A 15,699-nucleotide genomic window follows, 5' to 3' on the forward strand; every position below is an offset into this window, starting at 1 on the left:
CTCATCTCCCTGAACTTCCCGGGCTGGAATGCCACAGCTTGCGCGGCGCCTCGGCCGCTCCGGTGCCGGACGGCTTGACGTCGGCGTACGGCGACTGGGTGAAGCCGCTGGCGTGTACGAGCACCCGACGGCGCCCCATGCCGCCCGCGCGGGTGGCATGCAGCGGGTCCGGCGGCGGCTCGAAGCCCTCGGGGGCCGGGTCGTCGGCCGCGGCGCCCTGCTCCGCGGCCGACGCCGGGGCCCGATCGTCCTGCTCCCAGGTGCCGACGAGCGAATACCCCTGTGGCACCTCGGCGAGGATGTCGTGCACTGCGGCGAGCGCCCCGGCCTCCCCGACGCCGGAGTCCAGCGCGTCGCGCCAGGCCCGGTCGAGGGCGCCGAGGTCCCAGGCCCCCGTGGCCCGGATCGAGACCCCACGCGCCCCGGTGCGGCGGACCAGCCCCCGTACGAGCAGCAGCCAGGTGTCGAACACCGTGGCCGCGTACGGCCCCTGCACGTCCTCGAAGAAGGTGGTGTCGACCGGGCCCGTCGAGTCGTCGAGCGTGAGGAAGATCACGCGACGACCGGAGCGGACGGGAGGGGTCTGGGTCGCGACCTTCACGCCGGCGACCAGTACCTCGGAACGGTTGCGCTGGTCGAGCAGCGTCCGCGAGCTGACCGCGCCGAGCGCCCTGAGCAGCGGCAGGTAGCGCTCCATGATGTGCGCGGACGCGTCGAGCCCGAGGATCTCCAGCTCGGCCCTCAGCCGCTCCTCGTCGTCCATCTCGGGCAGCCCGGTGGCGACGACGTCCGCGGTGGGGTCGGCGCCGCCGTCGCCGAAGTCGAGGACGCCCTGCACCGACTGCGCCACCCGGTCGGCGGCCCTCCGCTGCGCGCGGGCCTGCTCGGCCGGGTCGTCGCCGGGCGCCGGCAGGGCGCGGCGGCCGCGCGCGCGGCCGAGCGCCCGCTCGTCGGCCCGACGGGCGCGCTGCAGGTCGGCCAGCGCGAGCAGCAGGTCGCGGCGCGTGATCCGCCCGCGACGGGCCACGTCCGCGCGGCGCCCGATGCCGTAGAGGGAGTCGAAGGCCCCGGCCAGGATGAGGTTCTCGACGACGGGGGCCGCGGCTCCCGCACGGGCCCAGAAGTCGCTGAGCGACACGAAGGGCTGCCCGGCGACGATCCTCTCGATCTCGTCGGCGGCGATGCCCTTCACGTCGGCCAGCGCCAGCCTGATCCCCCACTCCTCGTCCCCGGCTGCCCGTTCGGCGCGGTACTGCCCGACGCTGCGGTTGATGTCCAGGCCCAGCACCGCGAGGTCGAGGCGCCGCGCCTCCTCGAGCAGGAGACGCTTGGGGTACATGCCCGGGTCGTGCGTCAGGACGCCGGCGAGGAAGTGCGCCGGGTAGTGCCGCTTCAGCCAGGCGGACTGATACGTGGGCAGCGCGAACGCGGCCGCGTGGGCCTTGCAGAACCCGAAGGACGCGAACGCGGAGAGGATGAACCAGATCTGGTCGATGGTCTCCTCGGCGTAGCCGCCCTCGCGGGCCAGCGGATAGAGCCACTGCCTCACCCGCTCCTGCCCCTCGGGGTCGCCCAGCGCGCGGCGCACCTCGTCGCCCTGGGCGAGCGAGCAGCCGGTGACGATGGAGATGATCTGGATCAGCTGCTCGTGGAAGACCACCACGCCGCAGGTCTGCTCGAGCACGGGGATGAGGCTGGGGTGGAGGTAGTCCGGCTCGACCCAGCCCTGCCTGGCGTCCAGGAAGGGGGTGACCATGTCGGACTTGACGGGGCCGGGGCGGAACAGGGAGATGTCGACGATGATGTCGTTGAAGTTCTCCGGGCCGAACTTGCCGACCAGCTCCCGCTGCCCGGGGGACTCGATCTGGAAGCAGCCGAGCGTGGCGCGGTGGGCGATCATGTCGTACACCGCCGGGTCATCGAAGGGCGCGAGGTCGTCGATGTCGGGCCGGGCGAGGCCCGTGCGCGTGATCTCGGTCAGCGCGTGCGCCATCGCGGACTGCATCCGGATGCCGAGCACGTCGAGCTTGAGCAGGCCGATGTCCTCGACGTCGTCCTTGTCGAACTGGCTCATCGGGTAGCCGCCATAGCTGGCCTCGAGAGGGGTCCGCTGCCCGAGCGAGGAGTCGCTGAGGATGATGCCGCACGGATGCAGGGCGATGTGGCGTGGCAGCGAGTCGAGGGACTCCACCAGCGAGAACAGGACGTCGAGGCGTTCCTGCCCCAGGCCCGCGGCGCGCAGCTCCGGCAGGTCCCGCAACGCGGCGCGGGCGTCGCGGGCACGGATGTGCGGGAAGGCCTTCGCCATGGCGTCGATCTCCACGGGGGCGAGGCTGAGCGCGGCGCCGACGTCCCGGACCGCGTGCCGCACCCGGTAGGTCTCGATCATCGCGACGCACGCCACCCGCCTGCCACCGAAGTGCCGCAGGATCTCGTCGTAGATCTCGGTGCGGCGGGCGGACTCGACGTCGAGGTCGATGTCGGGCAGCGCCTGCCGCAGTGGCGAGAGGAACCGTTCGAGGAGCAGCCCGTAGGCGAGCGGGTCGACGCCGGAGACGCCCAGCGCGTAGTTGACGAGGCTGCCGGCGCCAGACCCGCGGGCGGCGCACCGGATGCCCAGCCCGCGGATGAGGCCGACGACGTCCGCGACGGTCAGGAAGTAGGACTCGTAGCCGAGGTGCCCGATGACGGCGAGTTCGTCGTCGAGGCGGTCGAGCACGTCGCGGCCGGGGGCGCCGTAGCGGGAGTTCAGCCCGGCCTCGCAGCGGGCGCGCAGCGCGGCGGGGGCCAGTTCGCCGGTGGTGCCCAGAATCTCGAACTCCGGCAGCCGGATCTCGCCGAGCCCGACGTCGCCGACCGGGTCGAGCGCCGAGCGCTCCGCGAGCTCCACCGTGGCCCGCAGCAGGGACTCCCCGGAGCCGCGACCCGCGAGCCTGGCCGCCTCGTCGGCCGCGACGCGCATGGCCTCGGCGGGCTTGAGCCAGCCCTCGGCGTTGCGGCGGTCGATGTTGCGCACGTCGAGCGGGACGAGCCGACGGGACGCGTCGAGCACGTCGAGGGTGGGTGCCTGGTCCCGGCGCGCCATCCGCACCATGTTGGTGAGGACCGCCCCCGCGCCGGCCCGGTCGGCCAGCGCGACCAGCCCGGCCGCCTGATGAGCCGACGCGCCCCCCCGGCCGCCGGTGTGGTGGTTGGTGGCGGCGAGCACGACCGAGCCGCCCAGTTCGTCGCGCCACCGACGCAGTTCGGCGGCCGCGCCGTCCATCCCGTCGGCGAGCAGCAGCCTGCCCACCTCGGAGTCGGCGCCGAGCAGTACCGTGACGTCGCGGCCTGCGCAGTGCGCGGCCACGGTCTCCAGGGTGACGACGGGCTCGGAGCGCTGCCCCGTCAGCTGCGCCGCGGTGATCAGCTCGCACAGCGTCCCCCACCCGGCCCGTGACGAGGCGAGCACCACGGCGCGGGGCAGCCGCTCGTCGCGGAGCTGCCCGCCGCGGGCCGCCGCCGTCCGCCGCGGCGGGCGCCACCCGGCGGGGCGAACGGCGAGATCGACGCCGACCACCGGCGCGATGCCTTCGCGCAGGCACGCCTTGGCGAACCGGACGGCGCCGTAGAGGCCGCCGCGGTCCGTGAGCCCGAGCGTGCCCATCCCCAACCTGGCCGCCTCGGCGACCAGCTGCGAAGGGTGGGAGGCGCCGTACTGGAACGAGTACCCCGACGCCACCCGCAGGTGTGCGAAGTCCATCAGTCGAACACCGCCTGCAGCACCCAGTCCTCGTCGCCGACGGTGCGGGCGAGCTCGTAGACGCCGCGGTGGCAGCCGTTGCCCGCCTCGACCCGCCAGACCTCCCGCTCCGCCGCCAGTTCCCCGCCGGAGCCGGCGGACTCCTCCCCGCGGGCTGCGCGGACCCGCTCGCTCTCCCACCACGCCGTGGCCCGGCTCCAGCGGGACTCGACCTTCTTGACCAGCAGCAGCCGGTCGCGCCAGATGAACTGCCGCGGCCTCCCGTCGAACAGCACACAGATGGGGTCCTCGTACATGCGCATGGCGGCCTCCTGATCTCCCCTGCCCACATTGATTCGAACAGGTGTTCGGTAGAGGGATCACTATAGATCCCTCCCCCGACAGGACCGCACCAACTCCGTCATTCTCCGCGAAGACCCTTGTCGCGCAGCGTTTCGCAGCCACGGCTATCCTCGGGTGCCATGGTGAGGGTGCGGGGCGCGACGCTGGCGGGGATGGCCGCGTCCGCCCGGCTGGCCCGGCTCGGGCACGAGGTGACCCTGGTGACCGACGGGGCCTCTCCGGCCGCCCTGCGCGACACGCTGCCCGACGTGATCCTCCTGCCCGCGGCCTGGCGGGACCTGTTCAAGAAGAGCGGCGCGCACCTCGTCACCGCCCTCAACGGCGCCGGGCTCGAACTCGTCGAGGCCCCCGCCGAGGTCCACACGCTCGCGGACGGCACCCGCCTGGAGCTGCCCACCGAGCGCGGCGCGCAGTGGCGGGCGCTGAGCGCCCAGTTGGGCGAGGACGAGGCCGCCCGCTGGCGCGACCTCGTCGACGACCTCGACGACGTGCTGGTCGCGTTCCGACGGCACGCGCTCGAGGGGACGCTCCCCGTCACCACCGCGGAGCAGCGCTCGTCGCTGTGGCTCGACAGGTCCCTCGGCGACGTGGCGGGTCGTCTCGGCAGCGGGCTGCGGGACCTGGTGCTGGCCTGCGGACCCGGCCCCGATGCCCCCGCCATCTCGGCCCTGCCGCTCTCGGTGGCGCGGACCTTCGGCCGCTGGCGGCTGATCCCCGGGGGCAACGGAGCCCTGGCGGACCTGCTCATCGCGCGGCTCGCCGAGCGCGGGGTGCGGATCGTCGACGCGGCCGACGGCCCCGTCGACCTCGACTGCACGGGTCACGGCGCCGCCCCGCGGACGGCCGCGGAGTGGCTCGCACGCACCCCCGTCGTCGGGGCCGACGGCAGGCTCCGCGCCTCGGCCGCCTCGCCGGCCGGGCCGGAGCCCTGGGCGCAGCTCGGCAGCGCCGCGCTGGCGGTCCACGAGCTGCACGAGAGGCTGACGGGCGAGGACTCCCGCCCCACCAACGTGGCCTTCCGGATGCCCCGCCCGCGCTAAGGGGTCAGGCCCGCCAGCGCCACAGCGCGACGCCCGAGACGAGCTGCACCCAGCTGGTGGTCACCGGCCCGAGGCGCAGCGGACGTGGCCGCAGCCGCTCGCCGATCCGCCAGCGGTCCCACGCCCACGCGAGCGCCAGCAGCGGCACGACCATCCCCGCGGCGAAACAGGCCAGCAGCGCCGCGCCGTACAGCGCGTTCCCGCTCACGGCGGCGACGGTCAGCACAGCGCCGAGCAGGACCGCGCCGAGCGGACCGCGCGGGTCTCCGCGGCGGGCGACACCCGGGACCGCGAGGGGCACGCCGAGGGCCTGCAGCAGGCCGAAGAGGATCAGGAGAACCCCACCGACCAGCGTCAGCGTGCCGCGGTGCGCGGCCAGCGCCGAGCCGAGCGCCCCGGCGCCCAGCCCCAGCGGGACGAGCGTGAGCAGGGTGCCGACCCAGAACAGGACGGTGCGGCCGACCAGCCGGGACCGGTCCTCTCCGAACGCGTAGGCGAAGAAGGCGGGCAGCAGCAGGGCGGCGCAGGGGCTGAGGATGGCGGCGGCTCCCCCGAGGAAGGCGCCCGCGTAACCGATCAGCATCAGGAGGGCTGCCTGACCTGCTCCTCGATGGTCTGCCGGAAGAAGTCGAGGGTCTGGGCCCCGGTGAAGTAGCTGCCGCCGACCACGAACGACGGGATGGACGTCAGGCCCATGGCCTGCGCCTCCTGCGTGTCGGCCAGCACGGCCTCCTCGAGGGCGGGGTCGGCGAGGTCCGCGGCGAACCTGTCGGCATCGAGACCGAGGTCCGCGGCGATGGAGGTGACGAGCTCCTCGGTGACGTCGGGGTGCCCGTCGTTCGGCAGTGCCGAGAACAGCGCGCTCTGGAACTCGAAGTAGCTGCCCTGCTCGCCGGCGGCGCGGGCTGCGACGGCGGCGTAGACGGAGTCGTCGCCGAACAGCGCCAGGTCGCGGAACTCGATCCGCAGCGTCCCGTCGTCGACGTAGCCCTGCAGCTCGGGGAGGGTCTCCTCGGCGAACACCGAGCAGTAGGGGCAGCGGTAGTCGGCCCACTCGGTCATCACGATGGTCGCGTCGACGCGGCCCCTGGCCAGCGGGTCCCCCTCCTCGCGGCGCGGCAGCTCGGTCAGCAGCCACCGCCGGTACGCCTCCTGCTCGGCGTCGGCCGTGCCGGTCGCCTCGGGGACGGCCCCCTCCGTGGTGGCCGCAGGGGCGGCATCGGCGGTGCCGGTGGCCGCGACCTGGCGCTGCGCGGCGATCGCGAAGACGACGATCAGCACCGCGGCGACGGCGACGACCACCGCCTTGAGGGGACTCATCGCGGCGGGCTTGTCACTCATCGGGTATCACTTCGCTCGGTGTCGGGGAGGTCTGTCGCCCCTCCACTGTGCCCTAGTCGGCCCCGGGAACCCAGGCCGGCCCCGGTCAACCCCCGCCCCCGATCCGGCGGCGCGCGCACGCGCGGCCTGAAGATGGCTAGACTTGACTGTCTTGTCTGAACCCGGGGGATGCCTCACCTTGTCTACTTCACGCGCAGATCTCGCCCGCGAGATCGCAGCGGAACAGGCCCACGTCGACCTGGTCTACGCCAACCTCTCCACCGCAAGTGCCAGCGCCAAGGAGCTCGCCCGGCAGGGCCGCGAGATCTTCATGTCGGACCGCACGAACTTCCTCCGCGAGGAGGACGGCACCGCGCTGTTCGAACGCGACGCCTTCGCCTACCAGGCCGCGAGGCGGATGGCGACGCTGGAGGCCGAGCACGAGGGGCTCGTGTTCGGCCGCATCGACCTGACCGACCTCGAGAAGCGCTACATCGGCCGCATCGGAGTGCGCGACGAGGAGTACGAGCCGCTGGTCATCGACTGGCGCGCGCCCGCCGCGGAGCCGTTCTACCGCGCCACGTCCAACACCCCGATGGACGTCGTCCGCCGCCGCGTGCTGCGCTGCCGCGACGACAAGGTCATCGGGCTGGAGGACGACCTGCTCGACTCGTCGGCCGAGACCGACCTGCCCATCTTCGGCGAGGGCGCGCTGATGGCGGCGCTGAGCCGCGCCCGCGGTCGCACGATGCGCGACATCGTCTCGACGATCCAGGCCGAGCAGGACGAGGCGATCCGCGCCCCCTACCGCGGCGTCACGATCATCTCCGGCGGCCCCGGCACCGGCAAGACGGTCGTTGCGCTGCACCGCGCCGCGTTCCTGCTCTACACGAACCGCGCGCGGCTGGAGAAGGGCGGCGTGCTCGTCGTCGGCCCCTCGGACGTCTTCATCAACTACATCGAGCGGGTCCTGCCCAGCCTCGGCGAGGAGTCGGTGGTACTGAAGGCCATCGGTGGCGTCGGCAGCGACGTGCTCGGCATCACCAGCGAGCGCTACGACGAGGCGGAGGCGGCCACCGTCAAGGGCAGCCTCGCGATGCTGAGGATCCTGCGCCGCCTCGTGCGGCTCCCCCTGCGCGACGACCCCGCGCTGCACCGCGTCCGCGTCACCGTCAAGGGCGAGGTCCTCGGCCTCGACAAGGGCGAGCTGGACCGGATCCGCGACCAGGTGCTGTCCGCGACCAAGCTGAACCGTGGTCGCACCATGGCGACCGACCAGGTGGTCACCGCGCTGATGCGCAAGCTGCCCTCCGAGATCTCGATCGAGAGGGATGAGCTGGAGGAGCAGGTGCGCGACCACCCGAGCCTGCGCTCGTTCCTGCCCGCGTGGTGGCCGACGCTGACCGCGACGCAGGTGCTTGCGCGGCTGGCCGACGCCGACGTCGCGGCGAAGGTCGCCCCCGAGCTCAGCCCCCTGCAGCGGGCGGCGCTCGTCGACTCGTACGCCTGGCTGGGCGACGACGACGCGGACCAGTCACGCGGCTGGTCGATCGCCGACATCGCGCTGCTCGACGAGCTGATCGCCGTCCTCGGGCAGGTCCCCGACGATCCCGAGCCCGACCTCTTCCTCACCGGCAACGTGGCCGAGGTCGTCACCATGGCCGACCGGCTACGCACCGAGAAGGTCGTCGACCCTGACGACGACCCGCAGTCCACCTACGCGCACGTGCTGGTGGACGAGGGCCAGGACGTCACGCCGATGCAGTGGCGGATGCTGCGCCGCCGCGGGCCGCACGCGTCGTGGACCATCGTCGGCGACCCGGCGCAGAGTTCCTACCCCGACCAGGCGGAGACCACCCGGGCGCTCGAGGAACTCATCGGCCACGCCCCGCGCCGCACGTTCACCCTCAGCACCAACTACCGCTCCCCCAGCGAAGTCTTCGACTTCGCCGCCCGCGTCGTCACCAAGGTCTTCCCCGAGGCGGAGCTGCCGCGGGCGGTCCGCTCCACGGGCGTCGAGCCGCTGCTCGCGGCCACGGACTCCGCGGGCCTCCACGACGGGCTACGCGCGCAGCTGCTGGAGCTCGCGGCAAGGGTCCAGGGCACCATCGGCGTCATCTGCCCGCCGTCGCGCCTCAACGAGATACAGCTGTTCGTGATGTCCGACCCGCGACTGCGCGAGTTCGAGGCCCGCATCATCGTCGTGACCGCGCTGCAGGCCAAGGGCCTGGAGTACGACGGCGTGCTGGTCCTGTCCCCCGACGGGATCGTCGCCGAGACGCCCGGCGGGGTGCGGGTGCTGTACGTGGCTCTCACCCGCGCGACGCAGCGGCTCGTGACCCTCGACGTCGACACGCAGGACTGGCGCAGGCTGCTGGCCTGAGGCTGCTACCGGCCCGCCTCGGCGACCGCGGGCACGGCTGCCTTCAGCTCCGCCAGCACCTCGCGGGTGGCCTTCGACCGGTTCTGCGTGAAGAACTGCAGCCCGGGCGCGCCGGCGTCCAGCAGGTCGCGGCAGAAGTCGACGGCGGCGGCGAGCCCGACGCGGCGGACCTCCTCCTTGGAGGGGGCCGCGCGGAGCCGCGCGACGAAGTCCTCGGGCAGCGGCCGACCCGACAGGTCCGCGAAGCGCTCGATCTGCGTGATCACGGTCAGCGGCATGACGCCGGGGATGATCGGCACCCCGCAGCCGAGGCCACGCATCCGGGCGACGAGCTCGGAGTAGCGGCCGGCGTCGAAGAACAGCTGCGTGATGGCGAACTCGGCACCGGAGTCGACCTTTTCCGCCAGAATCCGGGCGTCGAGGTCCGCGTCGTTGCTCGTCTCGTGTGGGTTCGGGAATGCCGCGACACCCACGCAGAAGTCCCCCTGCTCGCGGATGAAGCGCACGAGCTCGGTGGCGTTGGCCAGCCCGTCGGGGTGCCGCGTCCACTCCCCGCCGCCCGGCATGTCGCCGCGGATCGCCAGGATGTTGCGCACACCGACCTCGCGGTAGGCGGCCAGCGCGTCGGCGATGTCGGCCTTCGACTGGTCGACGCACGTCAGGTGCCCGACGGTCAGCGGCCCGCCCGGGGCGGACGCGATGCGCCGGGTGGCGTGGATGGTCCGGTCCCGGCGCGACCCGTTCGCCCCGTAGGTGACCGACACGAACGACGGCTCGAGCGGCGCGAGGGCCTCGACGGCCCGCCAGAGCACCGGCTCCTCCTCCTCGGAACGGGGCGGGAAGAACTCGAACGAGAAGGTCGGCCCGGTCGCGGAGCTGAGCAGCTCAGCCACGGTTCCGGGGCGCGTAGGCGGGTGGGACATGCGCCCCACAATAGGCAGCCGTGGCCGGAAGGGCCGGACTAAACTGTCCACGTGAGACGAAGCTGTGAGCCCACCTCCCCCCTCAGCCCGGACTTCCTGTCCGCCGTCGGCGGGACGCTCACGCGCTTCCTCGACGCCCAGGCTCCGCTGCTGGAGGCGATCGGCTCGGCGGATCTGCTGCCGGTGGCGCACGACGCGCTGGCGGGTGGCAAGAGACTGCGGCCCGCGTACTGCTACTGGGGCCACGTCGCCGTCGCCGGCGTCCCCGCCGACGACGACCCGCTGCTGAAGGTGGCGTCGTCGCTCGATCTGCTGCACGTCAGCGCCCTGGTGCACGACGACCTGATCGACGACGCCGACACCCGGCGCGGGGAGCCGGCCGCGCACCGTCGGTTCGAGGCGCTGCACGGCGCACGCGGCGGCCGCGGGGACGCTGCCGAGTTCGGCCGCTCCAGCGCCATCCTGCTCGGCGACCTCCTGCTCATGTGGAGCATCCAGCTGGCCGACGAGTCGGGAGCCGCGCTGCTCGACGCCGCCCGCCCGCTGCTGACCGTGATGCGCGCCGAGGTCACCGCGGGCCAGTTCCTCGACGTCAGCGCCCAGTACGGCACCACCGGGGCCGCGACCGCCGCGGCGGAGCTCGACGTCGCGTCGCGGGTGCTCGAGTACAAGTCGGCCCGCTACTCCATCCGGCGCCCCACGCAGATCGGCGCCGCGCTGGGCGGCGCGGACGCGGCGCAGCAGGCGGCGCTCGGCGAGTTCGGGTCGCTGATCGGCCGAGCCTTCCAGCTGCGCGACGACGTGATGGGCGTCTTCGGCGACGCGGCCGTGACCGGCAAGCCGTACGGCGGCGACATCCACGAGGGCAAGCGCACCGTGCTGGTGCTCAAAGCGCTGGAGACCTCGCCCGCCGCCGCCGAGCTGGAGTCCATCCTCGGCGCCCCCGGCCTCGGCGATGCGGACGTCGCGCGGGCCGCGGACATCATCGAGGCCAGCGGGGCGCTCGCGCACGTCGAGGACCTCATCGCCCGCGACACGGCCCGGGCGCTGGAGAGACTGGACGGCGCGGACCTGCACGAGGACGGCCGCTCAGCGCTGGCGGTGCTCGCCGACCGGAGCGTCCGCCGTGTCGCCTGACCGGCTCACCGGTCTCACGGCCGCCGAGGTCGCCCGGCGCGTCTCAGCCGGCCAGGTCAACTCCCTGCCGTCGAGATCGGGCCGCACGACGGCGCAGATCGTCCGCGACAACGTGTTCACGCGCGTCAACGCCATCCTGGCCGTCCTCTTCGCGCTCGTGATGGTCACCGGGTACTGGATGCAGGGGGCGTTCGGCCTCCTCATCGTCGCGAACTCGGTGATCGGCATCGTGCAGGAGCTCCGCGCCAAGCGGACACTGGACAACCTGGCGGTCGTCGGCGAGGCGCACCCCGTCGTCATCCGCGACGGCGTCCGTGAGTCGGTCGTGCGCGACGAGGTGGTGCTCGACGACCTCATCGCGGTGGGCCCCGGCGACCAGGTCGTCGTCGACGGCGAGATCGTCGCCGAGGACTATCTCGAGGTCGACGAGTCGATGCTGACCGGCGAGTCCGACCCCGTGGAGAAGAACGTGGGCGACGCCGTCTTCTCCGGCGGCTACGTCGTCGCGGGCTCCGGGGTGTACCGCGCGGTCAAGGTCGGCGCGGACGCCTACGCCGCGCAGCTGACCGCGCAGGCCTCCCGGTTCACGCTGGTCAACTCCGAGCTGCGCCAGGGCATCAACCAGATACTGCGGATCGTCGGGTGGCTGCTGCTGCCCGTCGGCGCGCTGATCGTGTGGGCGCAGTTCAGCCAGCCCGACGTCGACTGGCGCGAGGCCGTGCTGCGCGCCACGGCCGCGCTGGTGCCGATGGTCCCCGAGGGGCTGGTGCTGCTCACTTCCATGGCCTTCGCGCTGGGCGTCATCCGGCTGGGCCGCCGCAACTGCCTGGTGCAGGAACTCCCGGCCATCGAGGGCCTGGCACGGGTCAGCGTCGTCTGCGCCGACAAGACGGGCACCCTGACCAGCAACCAGATGACGCTGCACGAGGTCGTCGGGCTCGACGGCGACCTGGACCGTCCCGCCGAGGTCCTTTCCCAGCTCGTCGGCGCCGACCCGGCGCCGAACGCCTCCATGCAGGCCATCGCATCCGGGCTGCCCGCCGACGACGACTTCGAGCCATGGCCCGTCGCGGCGCGGGCGTCGTTCACATCGGCGAAGAAGTGGGCCGGCGTCTCGTTCGTCGGCCACGGAGACTGGGTGCTCGGCGCCCCCGACGTCCTGACGGGCGGCGACGTCGCCGCCCGCGCCGAGGAGATCGGCGCGGCGGGGCTGCGCGTGCTGCTCCTCGGCAGCGTCGACCGGCGCGTCGACGGGGCCGACGCGCCCGGCCTGGTGACACCCGTCGCGCTGGTCGTCCTCGACCAGCTGCACCGCCCCGACGCCGCCGAGACCCTGGCCTTCTTCCGCGAGCAGAACGTCGAGGTCAAGGTCATCTCCGGCGACAACGCCGCGTCCGTCGGCGCCGTGACACGCTCGCTGGGAGTCGAGGGCGACGTCGTCGATGCCCGCACACTGCCGGGCCCCGACACCGAGGAGTTCGGCGACACCGTGGCCGCCGCGCGCGTCTTCGGCCGCGTGACCCCGGAGCAGAAGCGGCAGATGGTGGCGTCGCTGCAGGCGCGCGACCACAACGTCGCCATGACCGGCGACGGCGTCAACGACGTGCTGGCGCTCAAGGACGCCGACCTGGGCGTCGCGATGGGCTCCGGCTCCGCCGCCACCCGCGGCGTCGCGCAGATCGTGCTGCTCGACGACCGGTTCGCGACGCTGCCGTATGTCGTCGCCGAGGGGCGCCGGGTGATCGGCAACATCGAGCGCGTCGCCAAGCTGTTCCTCACCAAGACCATCTACTCGGTCGCGCTCGCGCTGGTGGTCGGGGTGCTGCAGCTGCCCAACCCGTTCGTGCCGTTGCAGGTGACCGTGGTCGGGTGGTTCACGATCGGCATCCCCGCGTTCCTGATGAGCCTCGCCCCCAACCGGGACCGCGCCCGCCCCGGGTTCGTGAAACGGACCCTGGCCGTCGCGGTCCCCGGCGGCCTCGCCGTCGCCGCCGCGGCGCTCACGACGTACCTGATGACGCGCGGCATCGACGACGCGCACGACACGCTGCAGCTCCAGTCCGCCACCGCCACGCTGATCGCGCTCATCATGACCTCGACGTGGGTGCTGTCCGTCGTCGCGAGGCCCTACGTGTGGTGGCGCATCGCGCTGGTCGCCGTCTCCTACGGCTTCTACTTCCTGATGTTCACGCTCCCCTGGTCGCGTCGGATCCTGAGCCTCGACATCTCCGATCCTGCGGTCATCAACGTCGGAATTATCGCCGGGGCATGCGGCATGGCGGTCGTCGAGGCCACCTGGTGGGCAACTCGCCGCGTCTCGACTGTGACCGAGCGGGTTTCCCGGCCTACAATCTGACCCCAGACGGGCACACGGCCTTCTTCCCCTGACCGTGCATGGAGTGGCATGAACAGCACTTACGACCCGTTGGTCGGCCAGGTGCTCGACGACCGCTACGAGATCGTGGCGAAGGTCGCGCGCGGTGGCATGGCCACGGTCTATCGCGCGCGCGACCTGAGACTCAGTCGCGTCGTTGCGGTGAAGGTCATGCGCAGCGACCTGGGCGAGGACGACGAGTTCGCCGCGAAGTTCGACCGCGAGGCCCGCTCCGCCGCGGTGCTCAGCCACCCCAACGTCGTGTCGATCTTCGACCAGGGCAGCTCGCAGGCCCAGCCCTACATCGTCATGGAGTTCATCGAGGGCGAGACCCTGCGACGGGTGATCAGCCGGGAGGCGCCGCTGCCCCCCGAGCGTGCCCTCGACATCTTCGAGCAGGTGGCGGCCGCGCTGGCCGCAGCGCACGAGGCCGGGGTCGTGCACCGCGACATCAAGCCCGAGAACGTGATGATCACGGACCGGGGGCAGATCAAGGTCGCCGACTTCGGGCTCGCGAGGCAGGTCGGCTCCCCGCAGATGACGGCCACGGGCGTGCTGGTCGGCACGGCCTCCTACCTCCCGCCCGAGCTGGTCACGCATTCGCGGCCCGACGGCCGCAGCGACGTGTACTCGGCAGGGGTGGTGTTGTTCGAGATGCTGACGGGCAAGAAGCCGCACACGGGCGAGAACAACTACCAGATCGCCTACCGGCATGTGAACGTCGACATCGAGAAGCCTTCGGAGCGACTCGCCGAGCTCGGTCTGGCGGCCGACTGGCCGATCCCCGACTACGTCGACGCCCTGGTGCTCGGCTGCGTGGCCCGCGACCCGAGGGCGCGCATCAGCGACGGACGCGAGCTGCTGAACGCCGTGCGCCGGGCCCGCCTGGAGCTGGCCCGTGGCGGCGGCCGGGACAATCCCGGCCTGGCGGCCGCGCTGCTGCCGGACAGCCCCGTCGACGACGACACCGCCCCTGTGTATCCGCGCACCGCAGACCGGCCCCGGCCCGCCGTGTCCGGCCGCACCCCGGAGACGGTCGTCGTGCGACGAGGCGGCGAGTGGCGGGCCTCCTCGACCTCCCCCGCGTCGACGTCGGCCTCCGAGACGCCTGTTCCCCCGCCGGCCGTGCATCCCGTCTCGCCCTCGAGTCCGACCACGCGCCACCCCCGCAGCCACCGCACCCCCGTCTTCCCGCAGCTGCAGATCTCGCATGACCCGGTGCACCGGCGTCGCCGGACCGTGCTGCTGGTCGCCCTGGTCGTGCTGCTCACGGCCGGCCTGGGATTCGGTTCCTGGTGGGTCACGTCGGGCCGCTTCACGACCGTGCCTCCCATGTCGGCCATGAACGAGAACACCGCTCGCGAGGCCGCCGAGGCGAACGCGCTGAAGATCGCGACGACCTCCGCGTACTCGGAGACGGTCGACAAGGGCCAGGTGATCGGCACGGATCCCGACACCGGCGAGCGCGTCCTGCGCGGCTCCACCGTCACCGTGACCATCTCGCTGGGCAAGGAGCGCTACCCCATGCCGGACGTCGTCGGGAAGACGCTCGACGAGGCGAAGACCGCCCTCACGGACGGCCGGATGGCGGTGGGCGAGGTGAAGGAGGCCTACGACGAGGATGAGCCGGTGGGACAGGTCCTGAAGGCGTCCGAGGAGGCGGGCGCCCAGCTGAAGAAGGGCACCGCGATCGACCTCACCGTGTCGAAGGGCCCCGAGCCGATCCGATTCCCCGACCTGGTCGGCGCGAAGACCGAGGACGCGAAGAAGCAGCTGACCGGGCTCGGCTTCGCCGTGAAGGTGACCGAGGAGCACTCCGCCGACGTCGAGAAGGGGCGCGTCATCCGGCAGGACCCGAAGTCCGGCACCGGCAAGCGCGGCGACTCCGTCTCCCTGGTGGGTTCCCTCGGCCCGGAGATGGTAGAGATCCCCGAGGTGCGGATGAAGAGCACCGCGGACGCGAAGAAGGCGCTGGAGGACCTCGACCTCAAGGTCACCGTCGTGCAGGACTCGGATTTCCCGATCCCGCTGGATCTTGCCTCCGGCACCGACCCCGCGGCCGGCACCTCGGTCGCGGTCGGCTCGACCGTGACCCTGTACGTCGTCTGACGGCGGTCCCGGCTCCCTGAGCCCGCCCCGGTTCCCTGAGCGTGCCCCGGTTCCCTGAGCACTTCGACAAGCTCAGCACAAGCCTGTCGAAGGGCCCTGAGCCCACCCCGGTTCCCTGAGCTTGTCGACGGGCCTGAGCTTGCCCCGGTTCCCTGAGCTTGTCGAAGGGCCCTGAGCGAAGCGAAGGGGAGATCCGATCCCCCGAGTCCCACCCCGGCTCCCCCTTTCCGGCACAAAGATGCCTATCCCGGGGCCGCTGCAACATGGGAACCGCAGCACCGATATTCGCATCGCTGTGCACGGGACTCGTGCTGGACACGGGAAGGCCA

The 15,699-nt window shown here is 72.6% G+C and carries 10 protein-coding genes; 5 read left to right on the top strand and 5 right to left on the bottom strand.

What is annotated here, in order from left to right; genetic code table 11:
- Window position 1 precedes the first annotated feature (1 nt).
- Both KDB89_RS09590 and KDB89_RS09595 read right to left on the bottom strand, forming a co-directional pair.
- Window positions 2-3,742, bottom strand: a complete 3,741-nt coding sequence (locus KDB89_RS09590; RefSeq protein WP_219080534.1) for a DNA polymerase III subunit alpha — start codon at window positions 3,740-3,742, stop codon at window positions 2-4.
- Window positions 3,742-4,044, bottom strand: coding sequence for a DUF6504 family protein (locus KDB89_RS09595; RefSeq protein ID WP_219080536.1), 303 nt, complete (start codon window positions 4,042-4,044; stop codon window positions 3,742-3,744). The genes KDB89_RS09590 and KDB89_RS09595 overlap by 1 nt, the downstream gene beginning before the upstream one ends.
- Before the next feature lie 159 nt (window positions 4,045-4,203).
- Here KDB89_RS09595 and KDB89_RS14660 point away from each other — a divergent pair, with 159 nt between their 5' ends.
- On the top strand, window positions 4,204-5,124 hold the full coding sequence (locus KDB89_RS14660; RefSeq protein WP_255556468.1) for a phytoene desaturase family protein: 921 nt from the start codon (window positions 4,204-4,206) through the stop codon (window positions 5,122-5,124).
- Window positions 5,125-5,128: 4 nt separating this feature from the next.
- Here the strand turns inward: KDB89_RS14660 and KDB89_RS09605 are convergent, their stop codons facing one another.
- Both KDB89_RS09605 and KDB89_RS09610 read right to left on the bottom strand, forming a co-directional pair.
- Window positions 5,129-5,707: a cytochrome c biogenesis CcdA family protein gene (locus KDB89_RS09605; protein WP_219080538.1), complete on the bottom strand. Its 579-nt coding sequence runs from the start codon at window positions 5,705-5,707 to the stop codon at window positions 5,129-5,131.
- Window positions 5,707-6,465, bottom strand: coding sequence for a DsbA family protein (locus tag KDB89_RS09610; RefSeq protein WP_219080540.1), 759 nt, complete (start codon window positions 6,463-6,465; stop codon window positions 5,707-5,709). The genes KDB89_RS09605 and KDB89_RS09610 overlap by 1 nt, the downstream gene beginning before the upstream one ends.
- Before the next feature lie 178 nt (window positions 6,466-6,643).
- Between KDB89_RS09610 and KDB89_RS09615 the strand changes: the two genes are divergently transcribed.
- On the top strand, window positions 6,644-8,827 hold the full coding sequence (locus tag KDB89_RS09615) for a HelD family protein (protein ID WP_219080544.1): 2,184 nt from the start codon (window positions 6,644-6,646) through the stop codon (window positions 8,825-8,827).
- Between the two features lie 5 nt (window positions 8,828-8,832).
- On the opposite strand, the gene KDB89_RS09620 is transcribed toward KDB89_RS09615, so the two are convergent.
- Window positions 8,833-9,750: a methylenetetrahydrofolate reductase gene (locus KDB89_RS09620; RefSeq protein ID WP_219080546.1), complete on the bottom strand. Its 918-nt coding sequence runs from the start codon at window positions 9,748-9,750 to the stop codon at window positions 8,833-8,835.
- Window positions 9,751-9,801: 51 nt separating this feature from the next.
- On the opposite strand from KDB89_RS09620, the gene KDB89_RS09625 reads away from it, so the two are divergent.
- From KDB89_RS09625 to pknB, 3 genes are read left to right on the top strand one after another with little or no spacing between them, the layout of a single operon-like run.
- Window positions 9,802-10,887, top strand: coding sequence for a polyprenyl synthetase family protein (locus tag KDB89_RS09625; protein ID WP_219080548.1), 1,086 nt, complete (start codon window positions 9,802-9,804; stop codon window positions 10,885-10,887).
- A complete protein-coding gene (locus tag KDB89_RS09630) occupies window positions 10,877-13,243 on the top strand; it encodes an HAD-IC family P-type ATPase (protein ID WP_219080550.1) in 2,367 nt (788 codons plus the stop codon). The genes KDB89_RS09625 and KDB89_RS09630 overlap by 11 nt, the downstream gene beginning before the upstream one ends.
- 48 nt (window positions 13,244-13,291) lie before the next feature.
- A complete protein-coding gene (gene pknB / locus KDB89_RS09635; protein WP_219080552.1) occupies window positions 13,292-15,370 on the top strand; it encodes a Stk1 family PASTA domain-containing Ser/Thr kinase in 2,079 nt (692 codons plus the stop codon).
- Window positions 15,371-15,699 lie beyond the last annotated feature (329 nt).

Origin of the sequence: Tessaracoccus palaemonis (assembly GCF_019316905.1) — a bacterium.
GTDB classification, from domain to species: domain Bacteria; phylum Actinomycetota; class Actinomycetes; order Propionibacteriales; family Propionibacteriaceae; genus Arachnia; species Arachnia palaemonis.